The following is a 23,053-nucleotide window of genomic DNA, read 5'->3' as shown; positions in this document are numbered from 1 at the left end:
CGGTCTCCCCCAAATGCTCGGCGGCTGGGCCGCCTTCGCATGGGGGAGACCTCCCGCGAAGGGACGCGTGAGGCAGGCCGGCTAGAAGCCGGCGGACCGCCGCCGAGACGGCGGCGCTCCATCCTCCCCCCGCGCTACGCCGGAGGCAATTCCTTGCCGGCCAAAAGGATCGCGAGCTCGGTCTCCGTGATGACGCGGGTCGCGTGTTTCTTCGCTTGATCCAGCTTTGTCTTGCCGGTCTTCTCGCCGGCGACCAAGTACGTCGTGCCCTTTTTCACCGAGTCGAACACGGTGCCGCCGAGGGCGCGGATGTCGGCGTGGACGTCTTCGCGCTTGCGTGAGAGTACGCCCGTCACGCAGAAGGAGCTGCCCACCAGCGGCCCCTCGGTCACCACCGTCTCTTTCGGCTGCGGCTGCCCGACGCCGTGCTCCACGAGCTTCTCCATGATGCGTCGTTGCTCGGTGTCGGCCAAAAACGCCACCACCGCATCGACCATCTTTGGCCCGAACCCGTGAATGCTCGCCACCTGCTCGCGCGCCTGCTCCTCGTTCCACGAAAGCAAATGCTCCAACGTGCCCGCCTGCTCGGCCAGCTGCCGCGCCGCCACCTGCCCGATCTGCGGGATCCCCAGCCCGCACAGCAGCCGATCGAGCACACGCTCGCGCGAGCGCTGGATCGAGTCGATCACGTTTTGCGCGCTCTTGTCGCCCATGCGCTCGAGCTCGAGCAAATGCTCCTTCGTCAGATCGTACAGATCTGCCACATCCTTCACCGCGCCGCGCTGCACCAGCTGCTCCACCAGCGCCAGCCCCAGATGATCGATGTCCATCGCAAAGCGGCGCGCGAAGTAAAAGATCTGCGCCTTCACCTGCGCGGGGCAAAGTCGGTTTGGACAGCGGATGGCCGCCTCCATTTGCCCTTTTTCCTCGTCGAGCAGCCGCGCCATCACCTTGGTGCCGCACTCGGGGCACTTGGTGGGCATCTGCCATGGAACCTCGTCGCCGCTGCGCGCCTCCATGTCCACCAAGACGACCTGCGGGATGATCTCCCCCGCCTTCTCGATGGCCACCTTGTCGCCGATGCGCGCATCGAGCGCCGCTACGAAGCTTGCATTGTGCAACGATGCGCGCGACACCGTCGTGCCTGCGAGTTGCACCGGATCGAGCACCGCCACCGGCGTGAGCGTTCCCGTGCGTCCGACCTGCACTTGGATGTCCGTGAGCTTCGTCCACGCGCGCTCGGCGGCGAATTTGTAGGCCACCGCCCACTTGGGAAACTTCGACGTGAAGCCCAGGATGTCCTGCTGCGCGTAGCTATCCACCTTGATGACCGCGCCGTCCGTCTCGAAGGGATAATCCGCCCGCGCGCGGTCGATGCTCAAAATGGCTTCTGTCACGCCCTCCCACGGCACGGCGACGTGCCGCCGGTGCGAGGGAAGCCCCTCCTTGGCCAGCCAATCGAGGCTCTCGCTGTGGAACTTGTGCAGGCGAGGCCCTTCCACGATTTGATAAAAAACGACCCGCAGCGGCCGCCGCGCCACCTCGCGCGCATCCATCATGCGCAGCGATCCCGAGGCCGCGTTGCGCGGGTTCGCGAACGGCTCGAGCCCCTCCTGCGCGCGCTCCGCATTCAGCGACTCGAGGTCCTTGCGGTAGAAGACCACCTCGCCGCGCAAGGTGAGCTTGCCCTTGTGCGAAATGGAAAGGGGCACACCGCGGATGGTGCGCACGTTGGTGGTGATGTCCTCGCCAATTTCGCCATCGCCGCGCGTGGAGGCCATCTTCAGACGGCCGTCCTCGTAGACCACCTCGATGCTCGCGCCGTCGAGCTTCGGCTCGATCACGTAGCGCACCGTCTCGCTCTCCGAGAGGCCCGCCTTCACCCGCCGCGCGAACTCCGTGAGGTCCTCCACCGAGTACGTGTTGTCGAGCGAGAACATGCGCACTTCGTGCCGCACCTTCACCACGTTCGCGCGCGCTTGCTCGGCGACGCGCTGGGTCGGCGAGTGCTCGTTCACCAGCTCGGGGTGCTTTTCCTCCAGCGCCCGCAGCTCGCGCAGAAGCCGGTCGAACTCGGCATCGGTGACGTTCGGATCGTCCAGCACGTAGTAGCGGTAGTTGTGCGCGTCGATCTCGCGCACCAGTGCGGCGTGGCGTTCGGCAGCGGTCATGAAGCGTTGGAGTCTACGCTGACTTCGTCCGATTCGTCTGCGCTGGCGCCGTCGCCTTCGAAAAACTCCAGCAGCTCGTCGCGCCGGGCGCGAGCATCGGCTCGCCCCATCTCGATGAGTTGCCGCGCGAACTGCCCGTCGAAGAGCAGATAGCTTGCGAGATCGGCCTCGTCGCCCACGCCGAAATCGAGCAGCGACAGCACCCGTTTGGTCACGAACGGATCGCCGCGGTAACGTCCGCGCCGCACGAAGTCCGACGCAAGCCGCCCCATATTTTCACTGGGGCGCACGTTCAAGCAGTGCACGTACTTGCAGGGCGGCGCCCCACGGCGCGCCGCCGTGGCATTGAGCTGCTCGAGAAATTCTGGACCGAAGGTGTTCGTCCCATCGAGCACCACGTGGTTGATCCGCGTGAGCAACTCGATGTCCACGTCGATGTGGTCGAGCAAGAACGCGTTCAGCACCTTGCCCAGGAGAAACGCGGCCGCCGGCGTCTCCGTGTTCTTGGGCGGACCCTCGTTGGTCACCACCCCGCGCACCTCCGACGAGGCGCCGATGGCAAAAATGTGCGTGGCCCCGAGCCGCAGGGCGGGCGCAATCGGCGTATTTTGGCGCAATCCGCCGTCCAGATAGAGCTCGCGATCGATGCGCACCGGCGGAAAGAGCAGCGGGATCGCGGCGCTCGCCAAGGCGTGGTGCGGCCCCACGTGCACCGCGCGAAAGAGCGTCCGCGGCGGCGCCGTCTCGGGAATGACCAGATGGGGCGAGGTCTGCATGAAGACCACGGTGCGGCCGCGCGACACCTCGGTGCACGAGACGCTCAGCGCGAGCAGCTGCCGCCGTCGAAGGCACCGGCTCACCGCGCGCCAGCTGATCTCGCGCGTGACGAGATCGGCCATGGGCCGCACGTCGAAGATGCCGTGCCCATCGCCCGCCCCGCCCAGGAGCAGCCGCGGAAGATTGAGCACCTGGCGCATGCCGAAGCCGAGCACCCGCGGAAGCTGCAGCTCGGTCCAAAGGTCGACGAGCCGCCGCAGCCCGAGCACGGGATCGCCCAAGTGCGCGGCCAGGTAGCACGCATTGATGGCGCCCACGCTGGTGCCGCAGAGGATGTCGATCTTCGGCGGCCCACCGCGGATGCGCGTGAGCTCGTCGAAGATGTACCAGAGGACGCCCACCTCGTAGGCTCCTCGGGCACCCCCTCCGGACAGAATCATGGCGACACGCCGTCGGGTCTTTCCAGTCATTCGATCTCGCTCATCGGTGCTGACGAAAGCACTATCTGGGGAACGGGGGTCTTGTCGAACAGTCCGCTCACCATCGGTCGTTGAAGGAACAACGTACGCAACCGTGGATCACGGATACTTCCCACCACCGCAACCGCACGATCCACCGCCCGCTGATGCGCTTCGGGCGCTTGGGGCGAGCCGGCACGCCTGAGGGCATCGGCGCACAAAACCCGGATATCGAAGCCATATTCGCAGCCCTGGAGGGTCTCCACGGCCCCCAGCGCCGTGGTGGCCAGAAGCGTGGCGGTGTGCATCTCCCCGGCGTCCACCCGCGCTGCCGCTTCGATGGCCAAGCCGTAAAAATGAAAGCTCACCAGCGAGCGATCCTCGGCCATGCGCCGGCCCTGGATGGCCTGCGCAATCGCGGCGTGCGGATCGCGCCGCAGGCGGTGCAGCTCCGCGCGCACCACCAGCTCGTGGGTCGTGTCGTACGCGTTGTGCGTGACCGCATTGATGGCCGCGGCCTCGGCGAGGAAATGCTCCGCCTCGTCCAATTCGTCGCTCTCGAGGAGAATCTCCGCCGTCACCGTGAGCGTGTCCGCGCGGGCGTCCTGGTCGTTGTAGCGCTGGTGCGCATCGCGGGCGCGCTTCAAATACGCGAGCGCTCGCGGCACATCGCCGACCTTGCCGTACGCATGCCCGATGTTCGTCAGCGTGTTGGCCAGCTGGAAGCGCCCGCCGATGGCCAGATCGATCTGGATCGATTCGAGCCCCAGCGCGATGGCATCTTCGTAGCGCGCCTGGCAAAACAGCGCGAACGAGAGCGCATGCTTGACCCGCGCCTCCTGCCGCCGCGCGCCCACCTTGCGAAACACCGCGATGGCATCCACGTACGCATCCACCGCCTCGCGCACGCGCCCCACGCGCCGCAGCAAGATGCCGCGCGAGCGCAGCACGTCGGCCCGTGCGCGGGGTGGAGCCGTCGCGTTCACGTTGGGGTTGCACGCGGCCAAGGCACGATCGCACGCCGCCAGCGCGCCCTGCACATTGCCGAGCTCGCGCAGGAAATCGCTCACCATGGCCTCGGCATCGATTTCGTAGTTGGAAATCTGATGCGTGTGCGCCACCTCCGCCGCGCGCCGCGCCAGCGGCAGCCCGTGCGCGAGGCGCCCGTCGTCCAGATCGAAGCGCGCCGAACGAAGCAGCGCGAGGCAGGTCACGCGCGGTGTTCCCAAGGTGCGTGCCAGCTTGCGCAACGCATCGAGGTGCCGAATGCGCTCGCGGCGGCGACCGAGCACGCGAAAAATCGACTCCAGCGCCTCGTGCGCGCCGATGCGGCGCCCATCGTCGGGCGGCAAGAACGACAGCGCGCGGTTGTAGTACCGCATCGCGAGCTGCATCTGGTTGCCGTTCTTCGCGGCGAGGGCAGCTTCCAGGTAGAAATTCGCCGCTTGGTCGCCCGCCTCGCCCTTCGCGAGGTGCTTGGCCACGATGGCCGCGGAGAGCCCGCGCCCCAGGTTCGTTCGACCGAGGTGCTCGCCCAAGGCGCGATGCATCACCACGCGATCGTGCGCCGCCAGCGCGAGGTACGCGACGTCGCGCGTCAGCGGATGGCGAAAGTCGACGACGTCGCCCTTGCGATCGCACAGCCCGCGCGCGCACAAGCGCACGACGGCATCGTCGCCGCCCGCGCCCGTGAGCTTCGCGAGATCCGCCATGACCAGCGGGCCGCCGGCGATGGCCAGCCAATCGACCACCGCGTGCTCTTCGTTGGGGAGCTCGCGCAAGCGATCGCCCAGCAGCTGCTCCAAGGTCGAGGGAAGCGCCGAGAGGCCGCCCTCGATGCGCTCGGTGCGCACCAGCGCATGCTCGACCCGCCCGTCGTCGGTCTGCTCCTCGCGGATCTCCAAGGCCCCGCGCTCGAGCAGCGCATCGACCATTTCCAGCAGGAAAAAGGGGTTCCCGCCCACGCGCGGCAAGAGATCCGCGCAGACGTTGCGCACGCCCTTGCGGACGCCGAGGCGCGCTTCGACCAAGCGCACTTGCTCGTCCCCGGAGAGCGCCATGAGCTCGATGCGCACCACGCCATCGAGCAGCGCGGCACTGCGTTCATCCTGCCGCGACACCAGCAGAATGAGCACCGGCAGCGGATCGTGCGAGTGGATGATCTCCCCCAGCAGATCGTGACTCTGCTTGTCCGCCCACTGCAGACCCTCCACCACGAGCACCAGCGGCTGCTGCAGCGCAATGGCCGCGAGCAAACTGCGCAGGCCCTGGCTGACCAGCTTGCGCCGGTAGTGCGCGTTCTCGTCGTCGCCGCCGCCCAGTGGCCGGTTCGTGGCCAGCTCCGCCAAGCGCGCGACCATCGGATGCGACGCATCGCCGTGCGCCGCCCCGCCGCCGGCGCGCGCCACCAGATCAACCACGTCCTCGAAAGGCTCTTCGCCCGTCGTGCCGATGGCATCGCGCACGATGTCGCCGGCGGCGCTGAAGGGCACCTCCATCTTCACCGGCGAGCACTCGACCCGCACGATGCGCGCATTCGGCGGAAGCTCCGCGAGGAACGTCGTCACCAGCGCGGTTTTGCCGATGCCCATCTCGCCGACGACGGCGCGCGAGGTCAGCTTGCCGCTCCCGCCGCCCGAGACGGCGCGGTGGTAGGCTGCGTGGAGATCGGCTTTTTCGGCGTCGCGCCCCACGAGATCGTTCGGCGCGGCCGACAGCTCGAGCAGCCGCTCCTCGCGCGAGAGGCTTCGCTCGAGCGCGTAAATCCGCATCGTGGGCGGCACATTTTCCACTCGGGTCAGCGGATCGAGCTGCAACGTTGGCGCATCGCCCCAGCGGAAATCGCGCCGCACCAGGCGGTACACGCCGCCGGCCACCCAGGTCACGCCGCGTGGTGTCGCTTGGCTGAGCACGTCGGCGAGGTACGACGCCGGATCGTGCAGCCGGTAGCGCACCAGGTTCCCGTGCGGATCGCGCGTGCCCGAGGCGATGCCGCGCACGATGCCCAGCGACGCACCCAGCGCAATGGGCAGATCCTCGCTCATGCCGCCGACGGCTTCGTGCGTGTCGAGCGCCAGCCAGGCCGCCTCCGACGCGGCCCTGCCCGGGTTGCGCGTGAGCCCGGCGACCGCGCGCGCCTCCGAATCGCTGGACCAGATCCAGCAGCGCATGCCGCGCTTGTAGGCGATGTCGCCGAGCATCTGCCGCAGTCGGTCGAGCGTGCGCTCCCCGAGGGCCCGATCGCGCGCGAGCAGCTCCTCGACGCCGTGAAGCCGCAAGGTGACCACCGCCACGTGCCGCACCTCGCGCGGTCCCGCGTTCGGCCGATCCGACGGCGTGGGCACCGAGATGGGCGGCCTCTCCGCGCGCGCCGCGCTCAAATGCGAGAGCCCCAGCGCGATCTCCACGCTGCTCTTCGCGAGCGGCACCGCGGCCTGTGTGCGCTGCTCCAGCGAGACCGAAAGCGGCTCCGAGGGCACCTGCGAAGGGGCCGGTGCCGCCTCGGAGGAGGGCGCGGGTGCCGGGGCGCTTTCGAGCGGCGCCTCGCTCACTCCGGCGTCGACGTCTTCGGGATCCGGTGCCGTCTCGCTGCCGAGGAGCCGCGGCGCCACCAAATGGGCAATCGTCGTCTCCAACGTCGATGCATCGACGAGCACCTGTTTCGCGAGCAGCGCCCGCGCAATCGCGCCCGAGAGCTCGCGCCCGGTGGCAAAGCGATCCTCCGGGCGCGCTTCCAGCGCCCTCATGGCAATCGACTCGAGCTCGGTCGGCAGATCGCGCACGTAGGTGCTCGGCGGCTCCACGTACCCCGAGCGCACGATGTCGAGCAGCGCCTCGCCACCCAGGCCTCCGTGGATCGGTCGCCCGGCGAGGATCTCCCAGAAGATCACCCCGAGCGCATAGAGATCGCTGCGCCGGTCCACATTTTCGCCGCGCGCTTGCTCGGGCGACATGTAGCCGAACTTGCCCTTGATGACCCCCGCCTCCTCGACGAACAGCCGCGCGCTGGCGATGCCGAAGTCCGCGATCTTGACCGCGCCCTCGAAGGAGAGCAGCACGTTCTGCGGCGATACATCGCGGTGGACGATTTCGAGCGGCGCGCCGCCCTCGTCCTTCTTCTCGTGCGCGTAGTGTAGGCCCTTGGCCGCTTCCGCGATGATCCACGCGCCCACCCACGGCGGAATGCGCGTGCCCTTCGCCTTGGCGTTCGCCATGAGCATGCCCAAGTCGGGCCCCTCGACGTACTCCATGGCGAGGAGCTGCCCTTCGTCACCGCCGTCGTAAAACTCGAAGACCTGGACGACGTTGGGATGATTCAGGCGTGTGGCGAGCTGGGCCTCCTCGACGAACATCGCGCGAAACCGGCGCGACGTACCGTGCGTGGGCAGAATACGTTTGACCACGAGCAGCTTGAACGTGCCCTCGGCGCCCCGCTTTTTGGCGAGAAACACCTCGGCCATCCCACCCGCCCCCAATCGGCGCACCACTTCGAAGTGCGCAAGTTGGTGGGGAGCGGCGCGTGCTGCCATGAGCCCTTCAGTCTAGCGCCGGACGCCGAAGAAGCGTGGATCTAGTTGTTGGGGGCGCCGCAGACGAGCCACTTCACCAAAGTGGCGCGATCGTCGGCGCTGGGCTGCGGTGCTTCTTTCGGCGGCATCGTGCAGCCGTAGACGCGCAGCAGGGCCTTGGCCTTGTCGCGCTGGAGAATCTCGTATTTCGAGAAATCGCGCCCCGCTGCGCCGACGCCGGTGCCGCCAGGTGCGTGGCATGGGAAGCAGTGCTGCTCGACGAGGGACTTGATTTCGGTCGAGTAACTCGGTGGGGTTCCCGCGCACTGCTGGGGCAGTTCCGGGCAGCTCGGACCGGGGTTGGGGTCCGACGACGAATCACTTCCGCAAGCGAGAAAGGCGGCGGCGAGGAGGCTCGTCGCCAAAGCAAAAAAGGATTTCACCGATCTCACGAGCCTAAGGAACCGATACGTAGAAGGCGGCGTGCCCGTGCGGCGAGTGTTCGCCGTCGACGCACTCCTCGTGGAAGTGGAAGCGCACGGTCCAATTGCCGGACGCGTCGAACCGCACCGGGCCCACGCGGTAGACGCCGGGCGACGTCTCCTTGTAGCCGGTGTTGCGGGGAACCGAAGGATGCGTGTCGTTCAAGAACGAGTCGGGTCGAACGGGAACGTTGCGCGCGGGGGTGCCGTCGACCTTCGTGGTGACGGTCACGTCGAAGTACACATCGCCGTTGGCGCAGACCTGCGTGTCCGACGCCGGCGCCCACTTCACGTGGTACTTGCACTCGTCGTCGTCGCCCTCCGTGTTCGACAGCGTGGGCCCGTATTCGCCGGCGCCGCCATCTTCTTCGTGGCCGGCATCGTGGTGCGCAATATGAAGACCAGGCGAGAACGCCGTGGTGCCCGAGCCCGTGCACGCTGCAGACTCGATGGTGGTGGCGCTGCTACCGCAATGCGAATCCGCCGCACCGCTGACGGCGCCGCCGGGATTCGCACAGGTGAGGGGGCTCGGTGACTTGTTGTCATCCGAATCCGAGCAAGAGGTGGAGATCAAAAGCGCGAGGCAAGAGAGCGACGACGCGATGCCGAACGCTCGAAACGAAGTGTTGGCCACGCTTCATCTCGTACAGGCAAATCTGTACGCGGCAACTTCAAAATGCATCGCGCGCCTGCGTTGATTTGCCGCAGGACACACCGCCGTTCAGCGGACGCCGTTCGGTCCTCGCCTCGGTCGCGCTCCGTCGAGCCTTACTCTTCGCTGAGCGCAGGCCGCGAGCTCGCGCGCAACAACCCGCGCACGACGATATGGACGACGAAGAACGCCGCCATCGCCGCGAGGATGGAGAGGACCAACGGATGTCCCCCGGGATCCGGCAGCACCGGCAACAGCCCGCGGAAAGGACGGTACAGAGGCTCCGTGTAACGGTGCACGTATTGCACGAAGCGTATTTGCTCGTTGGCCCTCACGTACTCGACGACGAACCTCGCGAAGAGCAACGCGTAGACACAATAGAAAGCGAAATTGACGAGTTGGATCAGCCTCACCCAAATCATCGATCGCGCGATAACCCCCCGGTGGATTACGAAACCGGTATCGCCCCGCATCTTTCGAAAGATGCCACGCCCTAACGGCAGGTTGCGAGCGGAACAAGCCTTTTGCTCCCTCTTTTCCATTCCCAACGGTCCCGCTTGGGGCCCAAACCACATGCGCGCGGAACTCAGCTCTAGCGTGTCGTGCTGCGCTGCAGCGTTTTGGACTTTCACGCCAAGTCCTGCGCCTGATCCTTCCACCATGACAAGAACACCAAGCGGCCTCATCCTAAACCTAGGAAATCTGGGGCATTTCGTGGTACAGATGCGAGATTAGGATGGCTGCACCCGAGCTCGTAGAGCGCTCAAAGGCACGCGTTGGCAGCGTGCTGCGCGACAAATGGCGGTTGGATTCCTTGCTCGGCGTGGGCGGAAGCGCGGCTGTGTATGCTGCAACGCATCGCAACGGTAAGCGCGGCGCGATCAAGCTGCTTCATCCTGAACTCTCGGTTCAGACGGACTTCGTGACCCGCTTTCTGCGTGAAGGGTACGTCGCGAACAAGATCGAGCACCCCGGTGCGGTCTCCATTTTGGACGACGATCACACCGAGGACGGGACGGCGTTTTTGGTGATGGAGCTGCTCGAGGGCTACACGCTCGAGCGGCGGCTGCGAAAGCAATCCGCGTTTCCCGTCTACGACGCGTTGAAGATCGTGGAGGACCTGCTCGACATCGTGAGCGCGGCCCACGACAAGGGCATCATCCATCGCGATTTGAAGCCCGCGAACATTTTCGTGACGAAGAAGGGCGAGGTCAAAGTCCTCGACTTCGGCATCGCGCGCCTCGGCGAAGCGCACCACTTGAGCGGGTCCACGCAAATGGGCATGCCGCTGGGAACACCCGCCTTCATGCCGCCGGAGCAAGCGCGCGGCCGCTGGGGCGAGGTCGACGTGCGCACGGATCTTTGGGCCGTGGGCGCGACGCTCTGGGCGTTGCTCTCGGGCCAGCGCCCGCGCCGCGCAGAGACGGCGAACGAAGAGCTTTTGTTGGCGATGACCGAGCCGCTGCCGCCGATTGGATCGGTCGCACCGCACGTGTCGCTCGAGGCGTGCAAGCTCGTCGATCGCGCGGTGGCGTTCGACATGAGCGCGCGCTGGCCGAATGCGCGCACGATGCAGCAGGCGCTTCGCCTGGCGTTGCTGCTCGAGCAAGCGCACAAGGGAGAACCGGTCCTCGAGAAGCCGCGCACGCCGTCGTTGCCTGCAGGCGGAGAGGCCGCCGCCGTGTCCTCCGGCGGGACGATCGCAGGCCTCGGCGGCTACATCGTGCCGGTCGAAGCGCCTCCGGCGATCGCGAAGGCGGCGTCGGTGCCGCCGGCGGGGGACGTGGTCGCGACGGCCGCATCGGCGTCTCCGTCCACTTCGCAGCCTGCGCCGCCGCCCGAACCGCCCATGTCGACGACCGCGGTGCGGCCGTTTGCAACCTTGGTGGGACCTCCCTCGCCGCTGGCGGTACCGGCGGTGGCAGGGCCGAGCCGCACGAGTCGAACCGAAGATTCGGTGGTGTCGCAGCTCGAAGGGCCTCCCTCGCTCAACTACGGTGGCCAGCTCTCGCTGTCCCGCTATGACGCCCTGGGCGAGCGCCGTCCACGCGCGCAGCAAGCTTTGCCGGGTGGCTCCAACCCGACGCCGACCGGCGAAACGCGTCTGCTCACCACGGAGACGCCGTTGATGACGGGGGCGCGATCCATGCTCGCGAGCGAGCCCGAGATCGCACCGCGGCGCAGTGGTTTCTTCGTATCGGCGCTGTTGGTTGTCGCATTGGCCGGGGTCGGGTTCTTTGCCTATCGATCGGGTTGGCTCGGTGCCCGGGCCACGCAGGCGGCACCGTCTCCTCCCGAGCCCGCGGCGGCCGTCATGGATGCCGGTGTAGTCCAAGAGGCGGTCGCCGATGCCGGCGCAGCGGCGGCGGCCGCGGCCCCTGCCGAGCAAGTGGACGCCGCCGCATTGGCCGCAGTGCCCGACGCCGCGGTCAGCGCGCCCACAGAGACCACGGCAGCATCGGCAACCGCCGCGGCTGTGGCTACGCCCGTGCGCCCCAAGCCGCGTCCCCGCGCGCCGTCCAAACCGCGTCTTCCGGCGGGTGAAGCGGGCGGCAGCGCCCCGCCGCCCAATCCGTCCAATCCGTCCAACTCAGGGCCGGCCGAAGGCCCCACGCCCACACCCATCCCCCCGTTCGTCGATCCCGACTCCAATCAGCTGTAGGTCGATTGTAGCGATCTCGAGCAATTTACGGCGGGGTCGAATTGTGTTTCCGCGAAACCAAATTGACTCATGCAATGGAGTAGCATCCCGCCCATGCTTGAACGAAGGCTCGGCATTTTGGTTGGCGGCGGACCCGCCCCCGGTATCAACAGCGTCATCGGTGCAGCGACGATTCGCGCATGCCTCTCCGGTTACGAAGTCCTCGGTATTTACGATGGCTTCAAGTGGCTCATCGAGGGCAACACGTCGCATGTGCATCCCCTCACCATTACGGAGACTAGCCGCATTCACTTCCGTGGCGGCTCCCATATTGGCATTGCCCGCGCGAACCCCACGAAGGATCCCAAGCACCTCGCAAAAGCGCTCGAGAGCCTGCGCCATCATCGCATCAGCAAGTTGATCACCATCGGCGGTGACGATACGGCCTTCAGCGCCCACAAGTTGGCTGAAGCTTCCAATGGCAGCTTGTCCGTCGTGCACGTGCCCAAGACCATCGACAACGATCTGGATCTTCCGGCCGACATTGTGACGTTCGGCTACCAGACCGCGCGTCACATCGGCGTGGACATCGTGAAGAACCTGATGGTCGACGCCAAGACGACGTCGCGCTGGTACTTCATCGTGGCCATGGGTCGCAAGGCCGGTCACCTCGCGCTGGGCATCGGCAAGGCCGCGGGCGCCACGTTGACGCTCATCCCCGAGGAATTCGCGCCCGGGCTGCGCTTGAAGACCGTCGTCGATACGCTCGTCGGCGCCATCGTGAAGCGCCTCGCGTACGGCCGCCAGGACGGCGTCGCCGTGCTCGCGGAGGGCTTGGTGGAGATGCTCTCCGAGGAAGACCTGAAGGGCCTTTCCGGCGTCGAGCGCGATGCCCACGGTCACATCCGCATCGCGGAGGTGAACTTCGGCGACATCGTGAAGCGCGCCGTGCAAGAGCGCCTCGGCCAATTGGGCATCAAGCTCACCGTGCAGGCCAAGGACATTGGCTACGAAGTGCGCTGCGCCGACCCGATTCCGTTCGATATGGAGTACACGCGCGACCTCGGCTACTGCGCCGCGCGCTACATCACCGAGGGCGGCCACTCCGCGCTCGTATCCATTCAGGACGGGCGCTTCCGTCCGATTCCGTTCTCGCAAATCATGAATCCGGAAACGGGCCGCATGCGCGTGCGCATGGTGGACGTCGAATCGGACCGCTACAAGATTGCCCGTAGCTACATGCTTCGATTGAAGCAGGAGGATTTCCAGGACGACGTCGAGCTGAAGAGGCTTGCGGCCGCGGCCAATCTGTCGCCGGATCAATTCCGCGAGGAGTTCCTCCCGCTGGTGCAGCACGACGGGCCGCATTCGTTCAACATGCGTTCGGAATCGAGGATTCCAAAGGCGAGCGCGGGGTGAAACAGCCGGACGCGATTCTCAAGCAGATGCCGGTTCCGGTCGCCATGTTCAAGGGACCGGACCACGTCTATGAGTTCGCCAATCGGCTGCACGACGAGGTGATGGGCCGGTCGAACGTGATCGGTAAGTCGTTTCGAGAGGTGTACCCCGAGCTCGTGGGTACACCGATTCTCGATGCTTTCGATCACGTTTACCGCACCGGCGAGCCGTTTTCGGCCGACGAGTTTTCCCTGCCGTTGGTGCGTGGCGGTAAAAAGAAAGAAGCGATCTTCAAGTTTTCCATCGAGCCTCTCCGGAACGACGCGGGCGTGACGGAGGGGCTTTTGACGGTGGGCATCGAGGTCACCGACCAAGTGCTGGCGCGCTGGGACTTGGGCGCCGCGCTGAATGCGGAAAAGCGCACGGAGACGTTGCGCGAGCGCTTGCTGGGCATCGTGGGGCACGATCTGCGTAATCCCTTGTCGACCATCACGGTGTCGGCGCACATGATGCTCAAGCAAGAGTCGCTGACCCCGCAGCAGACGAAGATCGCGCGCCGTATTTTGAATAGCGCCGAGCGCATGGCTCGGATGATCGCCGAGATTCTCGATTTTGCCCAAGGTCGTTTGGGCGGCGGAATACCGATTACGCGCGCCCTGGTGAATCTGCACGACGTTGCGACCCAATCGGCCGACGAATTGGGCGCCGTCTATCCCGATAGGACCATCGAGTTGTCGCTCGAGGGCGACGCCAAGGGCCATTGGGACGCCGACCGCATGTCCCAGGTGACCGTGAACCTGGTGCTCAACGCCATGCAACACGCCACCCCGGGCACCCCGGTGCAACTCGCGGTGCGTGCCGATGGCGATGACGTCGTCATCGACGTTACCCACACGGGCCCCGCCATTGCGGCCGAGATCCTGCCGTACATCTGGGATCCGTTCCTGCGCGCCAACGACGGTCAAAACGCCGCGCGCCCTCTGCGCGGATTGGGCCTCGCGCTCTACATCGTCGAACAAATCGTCCGCGCCCACGGCGGCACGGTCAACGTGCAATCGGGCGAAGAGACCACGACGTTCACAGCGCGCCTTCCGCGGACCGAACCGGGCGTATGAGGAGCCGTTGGGGAGCTGCAGATGGCCTCCAAAGAGTCTCTTCTGGAATTGGCCGAGAGGTACCTGGACGAGAATCGGTTCGCGCTTGCGCGTGACGCTTACCGGAACGCGCTGGCGCAAGGGGAGAGCAGCCGTTATTCGTTTGCGAATCTGTCGGTCGCCGAAGAATCCGAAATACGTGTATTCTTGCTCGAGCTGCTTTCGCAGCGACCCGAGTGGGGAGAAGCACGGCTCGCCCTTGCCCTAGCGTATGAAAGAATGCGTCGGCCTGGGCCCGCGATTGCGCAATACAATCTCATCCTCGAAAAGGGATTGCTGCGCGATACGACCCGTGTCCGTCTCGGACGTTATCGCGCTGCGGTCGATGCCCTGGACGTGACCCTTGCGCGTGATGATTTCGTATCTCTCTGGGAATTGGGCAATTCCGTCGAGACGCTTCTCCGCCTTCGCGCAATCATCGTCAAGCGATTGTCCGAGATCGGGAGGGTGCAAGGCATCGACATCTTGCACGCCATTCGCGACGCCCTTCCGGGTGAAGCCGCACTTCTGGCCTTCCTGGACGCGAAAGAAAAAGAGCTCAGGTCGATGGAATCGCTATAACGCGGCCTTCGCCAACCACGATTGCACGGCGACGGCATTCTGCGCGTTGGCGCGGCCCGCGTGTTGGTAGTCGTCGGCGGCTTCGGTGGCCAGGCGCCGGGCGCGCTCGCGATCGGCGCCCGTTTGCCATAGAACGCGTGCCAACGCGAAATCGATGACGGCGCGATTCTCCCGTCGCGGTGTTTTCTCGCCGTCGAGAAGCTTCTTGGCTCGCTCCAGTGCCGTGAGCGCATTGGGAAGTTGGCCGAGTTGCTCGTAGCTTTCACCGACACACGAGAGGGCCATGGCGATGGCCACCCCTTGGGGCCCGGCCTTGCGCTCGCCGTCCGCGAGCAGCTGCGTGCAGAGCTGCAGCGCATCGCCCTCGCGATGCAGACTGCGCAAGACCCGCCCGAACCGCGCGCCGGATGTCAGCGTGCCCGGATGTCCAGGACCGAGCAACCGTCGATTGACGGCGAGCACCTGCTCGAACGTCGTGCGCGCGGCCTCCAGATGCCCGAGCGCCTCCTCGGACCGGGCGATGCCCGCCAGCGAGACCGTCGCATCGGTGGTCTTCACCGGAAATAGGTCATACGAGCGACGAAAGAGAGGCAATGCGTCGGCCGGCTGGCCATCGGCCAAAAGCGCATTGGCGGTTTCAGAAAGGGAAACCGGCACATCGGGATCGAGGTTCTCGGCCGAGGACACTTGCTCGACGATGCGCAAGGTCCGCTCCGCGACCGCGCGAGTGCCGGCACTGTCGCCCTGTTCACTCAGGATACGGGCCAAGAGCGATAGGGTTTTCATATTCTGCGGATGCTCGGGGCCGAACATCGCCTCCGCCTCGGCCAGGGCCGCGCGCGCATGCGCCGCCCCTGCCTCGAGTTGCCCGATGGTTCGCTCGGAAATGGCGAGCTGCTGGTAAATCATGATACGGCGTATGTCGTTTTCGCCGAATGCGTGCCGCGACATTTCCAGAGCCGCATTGAACAGCTCGATCGAGCGCTCGTAATGCCCGAGCTCCTTTTCGAGGAGACCACGCACGAACGAAAATTCGATATGTGCTGGCCCTTCGGGATCGATGCGCTTCACCATCGACTCGACCCATGGAAGCAGACGTTCGACCTCGTTGGGACGATCCGTCTCGAAACCGACGATGATGATCAATTGGTTCCAGATGAGCGGCAACAGCCGTTCATGCCCACTTGCCTCGGCCTCGGCGAGCGCTTGAACGATGTTCGACTCCGACGCCTCGAAATTGTTGCCCGTGCTCTGCGCTTGGCTCAGTCGATAGAGCGATTCGGCGACGAGCGCCTGCTGGTGATGTGTGCGCGCCAACTCGAGTGCTTGCCGTGCAGCCTCCTCACCTGGGGCGACTTGACGTGCATCGTTGTGTGCCCGGCTCTGTGCAAGAAGATCACGAATGCGCTCCACGCTGGCCGCGGTCGCTTTGTCGTACGCGGCCAGCGGCGTGGCCGCGAGCGCTGCCGCGTTCGTGCACGCCGAAAGCGAGCCGAGTTGGATGAGCATGTCGGGCGCACGAAGGCGCACGTCTCGGTCGCCACCGGAGAGCACGTCGGTCACGGCGCGCAATTCGCGGCGCCGCTCATCGAGGCACGACGATGATCGCTTGTGCATCGCATTGTCCTCGTTGCGCCACCACTCCGTGTTCCGGCAAAGCTCCGCGCTCGTCTGCGTCCATTGATTGGCATACGCGTCGAGCGTGTTCGCGACCCTTTGCCAAATATCGCGGCCGAAGGCTTTGCCATCGCCGCCGAATACATTCTCGACTTTTACCCGTCGTGGCGTGTCCCAGATATCGGCGAGCGCCTGCGTCGCGGCCGCTTCGCAGCGCTGCGCGCGATGCTTTTGAATGATTGGCACACCGATGAACCCAACCGCCGCGCACACCGCGGCGGCAATCCCGACGATACGCCGTTGCCGCCGTCGTGGAACGCCGGCCAATGCATCGAGCAGGTGCTCGATCGAGGGATATCGATTCGACGGGTCGCGTGAAAGGCCTCGGCGCAGCACGGGCAAATAGCCCGGGTCGGAGCGCCGGCCCGGTACTTCGATTTGGCCCGCGCAGAGGGCCACCGGTGAAATCTTTCCATTTTTGCCGAGGAATGGATGCCGGCCGAACAATGCTTCGTAGGTCACGCAGCAAAAGCTGAATTGATCGCTCCGGGCATCGGTGCGCAATCCCAGATATTGCTCCGGCGACATGTATGCGGGCGTCCCGATGAATGCGCCGGTTTCCGTGATGCGGCGATCCAGCACCGACGCCCACTCTCCGGGCGGCACCGACACGAGATCTTCGGATTTCTGCGCATCGATGGCTCGCGCAAGCCCGAAGTCGGCCACCTTGACGCGTTGTTCGCGATCGATGAGCACATTTTCGGGCTTGAAGTCCCGATGCACCAGCCCGGCAGCGTGCGCCGCCGCGAGCCCGCGGCCCGCTTGATCGAGCAGCTTCAACAGTCTCCGCTTGTCCTGCTCGGGACGGCGCATCACGTCGCGCAAGGTGCTGCCCTCGATCAGCTCCATGGCGAAGAACACTTGCTCGGAAAACTCACCGACGTCGAAGATGCTGACGACGTGGGGGTGAACCACTTTGGCCAGCGCCTGCGCCTCCCGTAAAAGGCGCGGTCGCGGAGCGTCTTCGGCATCGCTGGAGCGGACCCGAATCAGCTTCACCGCAACATTGCGATTGAGCTTTGGGTCGTAGGCACGGTACACGCTGCCCATTCCGCCGGTCCCGATCAAGTCGATCACCAGGTAGCGCCCGACATACGTTCCCGGCTGAATCGTGGCAGAGTCCGCACGACGGTGCCGTCCTGGGCGATCGGCCGGTGAGCGCGCGTGCGATGTCAGTGTCTGGCTCGGAGCGCTTTGCGAAGCCAGCCTTTCCCGCGCGCGCTTGCAGCTCGCGCATTCCGCCACGTGCGCCTGGATGGATACTTGTGAGGCTTCGTCCAGGGCTCCCTCGGCCAGCGCGAGGAGTTCTTCGTGCGAAGGGCAGGGCATGATCGATGGTGACGCTGCGCTGAGTGTCGAGGAAAATCAAGGCAGTCGCGACGTGTGCTGATACAAGCTCAGCGGCGCCCATCGAATCGACTCGAATCGATTCCAAAAGAGGTCGGGCCCAATGCCGATTTCGAATTCGTTCGATTGCCATTCACGCGCAAGGACTTTTTGATGATGACCGTCCGCAAGAGCGCTCGGAGGAAACTTCTCCTTGACCGGCTCGAACCGATGCCGTGAAGTAGCGACCCGTTCGAATCATCCAATGATTGGACCAGACCGCGGCAAACGTGGCTAGGAAGGAAGAGCTAAGATGAACGTCCGGAAGGCGCTCGGCTTATCGGTTTCCGCAGCATCCGTCGCAGCGATCGCGTTGACAGCGTGCAGCACCACGGAGGACGCCTCGACGCACGAGCAGGCCGCCCTCTCGACGGCGGGAGGCCACACCATCGACTACGATGGGTATTCGCTGAAGATCGACGGTAAGCGGCTGTACGTGTGGTCGGGAGAGTTTCATTATTGGCGATTGCCAAGCCCGGATTCGTGGCGCGATGTGCTCCAAAAGATGAAGGCGGCGGGCTTCAACGCCGTATCCATTTACTTCGACTGGGGATTCCACTCGCCGAAGCAAGGTGTCTACGATTTCAACGGCATCCGCGACATCGATGCCGTTCTCGAAATCGCGCGAGAAGTCGGTATTTACGTGATCGCCCGCCCGGGGCCGTACATCAATGCAGAAACCGACGCCGGCGGCTTCCCGGGATGGCTCGTGACCCAAGCCGGCAAGGCTCGAACCACCGCGCCCGACTACTTGGAGGCATCCAAGGAATGGCTCCGGCACGTCGATGCCATCCTCGCACGTCATCAATTCACCGACGGCCACGGGCCCATCATTCTTTATCAAATCGAGAACGAGTACAGCAATGGCGCGCTCGACGCGCAGTACATGCAGGCACTCATCGACCAAGCGCGTGCGGACGGCATCAAGGTCCCACTCTTCCACAACGACGTATGGCCCGCGGGCAACTGGAAGCCGGGGACCTTGGGCGGGCCGAACATGTATGCGTTCGACGGCTATCCGCAGGGCTTCGACTGTTCCAATCCGGAGACCTGGAAGCCCGCGCCCGATTTTCGATGGACGCGCGGACTATCGCCGAACACGCCCATGTTCATCGCCGAGTTCCAGGGGGGAGCGTTCGATCCTTGGGGAGGGCCGGGCTTCGACAAGTGCCAAAAGCTCACGGGACCGGACTTCGAGAGTATTTTCTACAAGGGCAACATCGCTTCCGGCGCCACCCTGCAGAATTTCTACATGACCTTCGGGGGCACCAGCTGGGGATGGCTACCCGATCCCGGCGTCGTCTACACGTCGTACGATTACGGCTCGGCCATTCGCGAGTCCCGCCAGCTGACCGCGAAATACGATCAACTCAAGCGCATGGGCTACTTCGTTCATGCGGTGGAGCCTCTCTCGAAAACGGATTACGGGCCCGATCTCACGGCGTCCAACGCGAAGATTCGTATTCGCACGAACGTCAATCCCGATACGAAGACGCAATTCCTTCTCGTGGCCCACGCCGACACGACGTCGACGGCTCGAGATCAGCTGACATTCCCGTTGTCTGGCCCCGATGGAACGTACGCCACGGTGCCCCAGTCGGGCACTCTCGAGATCGCTGGCCGTGAGGCCAAGATGTTGGTCGCCGGTTACGATCTCGGGGCGCAGCGTTGGGTGTACTCGACGTCGGAGATCATGACCCACGCCCGAATCGGTGCCCGCGATGTGGCGCTGATTCATGGAACGACGGGGCAGGAGGGTGAGACCGTATTGCGCTATGCCGCAGCCCCCAAGGTGACCGTCGAATCGGGTGATGTCACGGCAACGTGGGATGCCGATCGAAAGGATCTGCGCCTGAATTACCGTCATTCCGGGCTCGCGCGGGTGCGGATCGAGGGTGGGGCGAGGCCGCTCGAATTGCTCATTGCCGACACGGCTTCGTCGGCGGCCTCTTGGCGGCAGGACACGGCCGCCGGGCCGGTGTTGGAGCGCGGTCCGTATTTGGTTCGCGACGCTCGCGTGTTCGGATCGACCTTGGCGCTGTCCGGCGAGACGCGCGAAGCGGGCGAATTGGAAATATGGGCGCCGCCCTCCACAGCCACCGTTCTGTGGAATGGCCGCCCCGTTCGCACGACGAGGACCCCATCGGGTACGCTGCTCGGTCACCTCGACGGGCCCGCGCCCGTGAGCTTGCCCGAGCTGACCCAATGGCGGCATCGCTATGAGACGCCGGAGCGCGCGCCCGACTTCGATGACGCTTCCTGGGTCGCCGCCAATCGCACGACGACCAACAATCCGACCAAGCCACCCGCGGGCCAGCCCGTGCTCTATGCCGACGAATACGGATTTCACCACGGCGACGTCTGGTACCGCGGGCACTTTCGCGCGACCGGCGCGGAGACGGGCGTATCGCTTTCGGCGACCACCGGCACCCAAGGCAAATACGCGGCATGGTTGAATGGGGTTTACCTCGGCGCGAGCGGAAACGGTGCGCACGCGTTCTCGATTCCCGCAGGGGCATTGCGGCCCAGCGCCGACAACGTGGTCGCGGTGCTCGTCGAAAACATGGGCCATAATCAGGATTGGAACCACAATGACTCGCACAAGGAGCCCCGCGGCTTGACCTCCGCCTCGCTCGTGGGGGGCGCGGCGCCAGCCCTTGCCTGGAAGATACAAGGCAATCTCGGTGGCGAGGACCTGGCGGATCCCGTGCGTGGTCCCTTCAACAATGGAGGCCTGTTCGGCGAGCGCGCCGGCTGGTCGCTTCCCGGCTATCCGGATCGCGATTGGCCGAAAACGACATTGCCGGCCACCGAACCCACGCCGGGCATCAGCTGGTACCGCACCGAGTTTTCCCTGAACGTGCCCCAGGGCCCCGAGACATCGATTGGCCTGCGCATCACCGACGATCCCAAACGCCGGTATCGACTCCAAATTTTCGTCAATGGCTGGAACATCGGGCGCTACATCAACGACGTTGGCCCGCAGCGCGTGTTCGTCATTCCCACTGGCATTCTGCGCACCCGGGGGAGCAACACCCTTGCCGTGGCCTCGTGGGGCGATGACGATGGCACGGGCGGCCTCGGTCACGTTTCGCTCGTCGACCTGGTGTCGTCCGCAGGGGCGCCATGAGCACGTCGCGCCGAAGCTTTCTCGTCCTGGCCGCGCTTCTTTGCGCGGCTACGCCGGCCACCGCACATGCCACGCGCTATACGATGAGCGCCTTCACCAATAGCAGCGAGTCGAACATGTACGTGTACGAGTCGCCGGACGGCACGAACTTCTCGCTGCTCAAAGGGCCGGCGTACACCCCGCCCTCGGGATCGATCCGCGATCCGAGCATCTTTCGGCATACGGATGGCTATTACTATTTGACGTACACCACCCGCACTTGGTCGGCGCTGTCCACCACCATTGGCTTTGCGCGCTCCACCGATCGCGTCAATTGGACATTCCTCTACGATTACACCGTTCCAATCGACGGGCTCCAGAGAGCGTGGGCGCCGGAGTGGTTCGTCGATACGAACGGCAGCGTCCATGTCATCGTGTCGGCATCCACCGCAGCCGAGGGCGAGTGGACCTTCAAACCGTACAAGCTCACGGCGACCAATGCCTCGCTCACGGCTTGGTCCACGCCGGCGCTCCTCTCCGGCATCGGGCCAAATTACATCGACACATTCCTCGTGAAGATTGGCTCCACGTACCACGCCTTCACCAAGAACGAGACCACGAAGTACATCGAGTACGCCACCGCCTCGAGCCTCACCGGCCCGTACACGTTTCGAAAAACGGGGGACTGGGCGGGCTTCGGCTCGTACGTCGAGGGGCCGGCGCTCGTTCGGCTCGACAACGGCGCCTGGCGCATCTACTACGACGGCTACTCGGCCGGGAAATACTGGTACAGCGACAGCCGCGACGGATTCGCCAGCTGGTCGGCGCCCAAGGAACTTCCGGCCCTCACCGGATTCGTACGGCATCTCACCGTGCTGAAGGAGTAAAACGATCCGCTCAGCGGCAGGCAAACGGCTGAATTCCTCCGGCAAAGAGGGTTCCATCCGAGGGCTTGTCGTAGGGGGGCGCCGCGATGATGGGCTCGAGGTGAATGCTCGCGCGCGTCTGGTTGCGAGCATCGCCCGACCAACTACCCCACAGGTCGATCCACTCGAAGGGCTGCCCTTCGAGTGTGAACACGGTGCGCGGTTGCCCCCCACACGAATTGGCCGAGATAGCCCGCCGCCCCGTACCGGGTGCGGCAAATCCCGTATTGGCGGGGGCGGACCACGGCCCCAGCGGAGAGGGCGCCGTGGCGTAGCCGGTGCCGTCGCCGGAGCAGTATCCGCAATTCGGATCACTGTACGTCATGATCCAGGTTCCATCCGGTGCCTGAAAGACCCCGGGCGACTCCACATTGGTGAGACCTGCGAGTTTGCTCGCGCCGGTGTTCGAGCCGTTGGACCACCACTCATCCAATTGCTCGACGGACAGCGTCTGGTCCGAAAGCGTGCAATAAATATAGGCGGTCGACCCGCCGGTGACGATGGAGAAGTCGCCATTGCCATGGCAATGATTCATGGGCGCCGGTTTGTGGGTCGTGCCATGGGGCGGCCCCGCATTGTCACCGCACGGACCGAGTGGGCCGTTGCAGCCCATGGCATAATAGGCATTGTTGCCCTTCGTCGCGAAGTCGCGCGGCGCGTTGAACCAGAGGATCCATACGCCGTCAGGGCGTTGAACCATGCGCGGATTGAAGCATCCCTCGCCGCCGGCCCCGCACGTCGTATTCCAGGGTTCGTCGTTGTTCCAGTAATTGCGGTCCGAGGGCTGAAACAGCAAACCGCGGTATGCCCAATTGGTCAAATCCGTACTGGTCCAAACGCCGAATCCGCAGAAGGGTGTATTTGGCACGCGCCATTGGTAGCCGCAGCCATATCGCGTACCGTACAAGTAATAGGTGCCCTGGTAGAGCAGCATCGTCCCGTCGTGCGCATCGAGGCCGGCATACGTGTGGGGCGCCGCGGCGACGGTATACTGGGACGGCTGCGAAACGTCCTGGGACGTGTCACTCGATATCCCGCAAGCGACGAGCGCCGAAACCATGGCGACGAGCACCACGCTCACCAGTGTCCAAGGCATCCGATTCGGTTTCTCCAACCATCGTGTGCGCATGCCCAGTCCATACGCACCGCGCGG

The 23,053-nt window shown here is 65.0% G+C and carries 14 protein-coding genes; 6 read left to right on the top strand and 8 right to left on the bottom strand.

Features of this window, described 5'->3' with window-relative positions; all coding sequences use genetic code 11:
- Positions 1 to 134 precede the first annotated feature (134 nt).
- The 6 genes from ligA to LZC95_46255 all read right to left on the bottom strand — a co-directional run bounded on the left by ligA (position 135) and on the right by LZC95_46255 (position 9,470).
- Positions 135 to 2,171, bottom strand: a complete 2,037-nt coding sequence (ligA, locus tag LZC95_46280) for an NAD-dependent DNA ligase LigA (protein ID WXA93851.1) — start codon at positions 2,169 to 2,171, stop codon at positions 135 to 137.
- A complete protein-coding gene (locus LZC95_46275) occupies positions 2,168 to 3,418 on the bottom strand; it encodes a patatin-like phospholipase family protein (protein ID WXA93850.1) in 1,251 nt (416 codons plus the stop codon). Before LZC95_46275 ends, ligA begins: the two co-directional genes overlap by 4 nt.
- The gene (locus LZC95_46270) at positions 3,415 to 7,935 is read right to left on the bottom strand and encodes a protein kinase (protein WXA93849.1); all 4,521 of its coding nucleotides are present in this window, start codon (positions 7,933 to 7,935) and stop codon (positions 3,415 to 3,417) included. Before LZC95_46270 ends, LZC95_46275 begins: the two co-directional genes overlap by 4 nt.
- Before the next feature lie 41 nt (positions 7,936 to 7,976).
- Positions 7,977 to 8,357 carry a cytochrome c gene (locus tag LZC95_46265; protein ID WXA93848.1) on the bottom strand — a complete coding sequence of 127 codons (381 nt, stop codon included), beginning with the start codon at positions 8,355 to 8,357 and terminating at the stop codon, positions 7,977 to 7,979.
- Between the two features lie 13 nt (positions 8,358 to 8,370).
- The gene (locus tag LZC95_46260; protein ID WXA93847.1) at positions 8,371 to 9,030 is read right to left on the bottom strand and encodes a hypothetical protein; all 660 of its coding nucleotides are present in this window, start codon (positions 9,028 to 9,030) and stop codon (positions 8,371 to 8,373) included.
- Positions 9,031 to 9,164: 134 nt separating this feature from the next.
- On the bottom strand, positions 9,165 to 9,470 hold the full coding sequence (locus LZC95_46255) for a YggT family protein (protein ID WXA93846.1): 306 nt from the start codon (positions 9,468 to 9,470) through the stop codon (positions 9,165 to 9,167).
- 314 nt (positions 9,471 to 9,784) lie between these two features.
- On the opposite strand from LZC95_46255, the gene LZC95_46250 reads away from it, so the two are divergent.
- From LZC95_46250 to LZC95_46235, 4 genes are all read left to right on the top strand, one after another.
- Entirely contained in the window at positions 9,785 to 11,710 is a 1,926-nt protein-coding gene (locus LZC95_46250) for a serine/threonine protein kinase (protein WXA93845.1), read from the top strand.
- Between the two features lie 93 nt (positions 11,711 to 11,803).
- Positions 11,804 to 13,108, top strand: a complete 1,305-nt coding sequence (locus LZC95_46245) for a 6-phosphofructokinase (GenBank protein WXA93844.1) — start codon at positions 11,804 to 11,806, stop codon at positions 13,106 to 13,108.
- Positions 13,105 to 14,202 carry a PAS domain-containing sensor histidine kinase gene (locus LZC95_46240; GenBank protein ID WXA93843.1) on the top strand — a complete coding sequence of 366 codons (1,098 nt, stop codon included), beginning with the start codon at positions 13,105 to 13,107 and terminating at the stop codon, positions 14,200 to 14,202. Before LZC95_46245 ends, LZC95_46240 begins: the two co-directional genes overlap by 4 nt.
- A gap of 21 nt (positions 14,203 to 14,223) precedes the next feature.
- On the top strand, positions 14,224 to 14,802 hold the full coding sequence (locus LZC95_46235) for a hypothetical protein (protein WXA93842.1): 579 nt from the start codon (positions 14,224 to 14,226) through the stop codon (positions 14,800 to 14,802).
- Here LZC95_46235 and LZC95_46230 read toward each other — a convergent pair.
- Positions 14,797 to 17,808, bottom strand: coding sequence for a serine/threonine-protein kinase (locus tag LZC95_46230; GenBank protein WXA93841.1), 3,012 nt, complete (start codon positions 17,806 to 17,808; stop codon positions 14,797 to 14,799). The genes LZC95_46235 and LZC95_46230 overlap by 6 nt on opposite strands.
- Positions 17,809 to 18,118: 310 nt before the next feature.
- On the opposite strand from LZC95_46230, the gene LZC95_46225 reads away from it, so the two are divergent.
- On the top strand, positions 18,119 to 20,995 hold the full coding sequence (locus tag LZC95_46225) for a beta-galactosidase (protein ID WXA93840.1): 2,877 nt from the start codon (positions 18,119 to 18,121) through the stop codon (positions 20,993 to 20,995).
- Positions 20,992 to 21,861, top strand: a complete 870-nt coding sequence (locus tag LZC95_46220) for a glycoside hydrolase family 43 protein (protein WXA93839.1) — start codon at positions 20,992 to 20,994, stop codon at positions 21,859 to 21,861. Before LZC95_46225 ends, LZC95_46220 begins: the two co-directional genes overlap by 4 nt.
- Before the next feature lie 10 nt (positions 21,862 to 21,871).
- Here LZC95_46220 and LZC95_46215 read toward each other — a convergent pair whose 3' ends face one another.
- Positions 21,872 to 23,029, bottom strand: a complete 1,158-nt coding sequence (locus LZC95_46215; protein WXA93838.1) for a hypothetical protein — start codon at positions 23,027 to 23,029, stop codon at positions 21,872 to 21,874.
- Positions 23,030 to 23,053: the final 24 nt, after the last annotated feature.

It is taken from the genome of Sorangiineae bacterium MSr12523 (assembly GCA_037157775.1).
Taxonomy (GTDB): Bacteria; Myxococcota_A; Polyangia; order Polyangiales; family Polyangiaceae; genus Pendulispora; species Pendulispora brunnea.
Note: the sequence above shows the minus strand (reverse complement) of the source record. Positions and strands in the feature narration are given on the sequence as shown.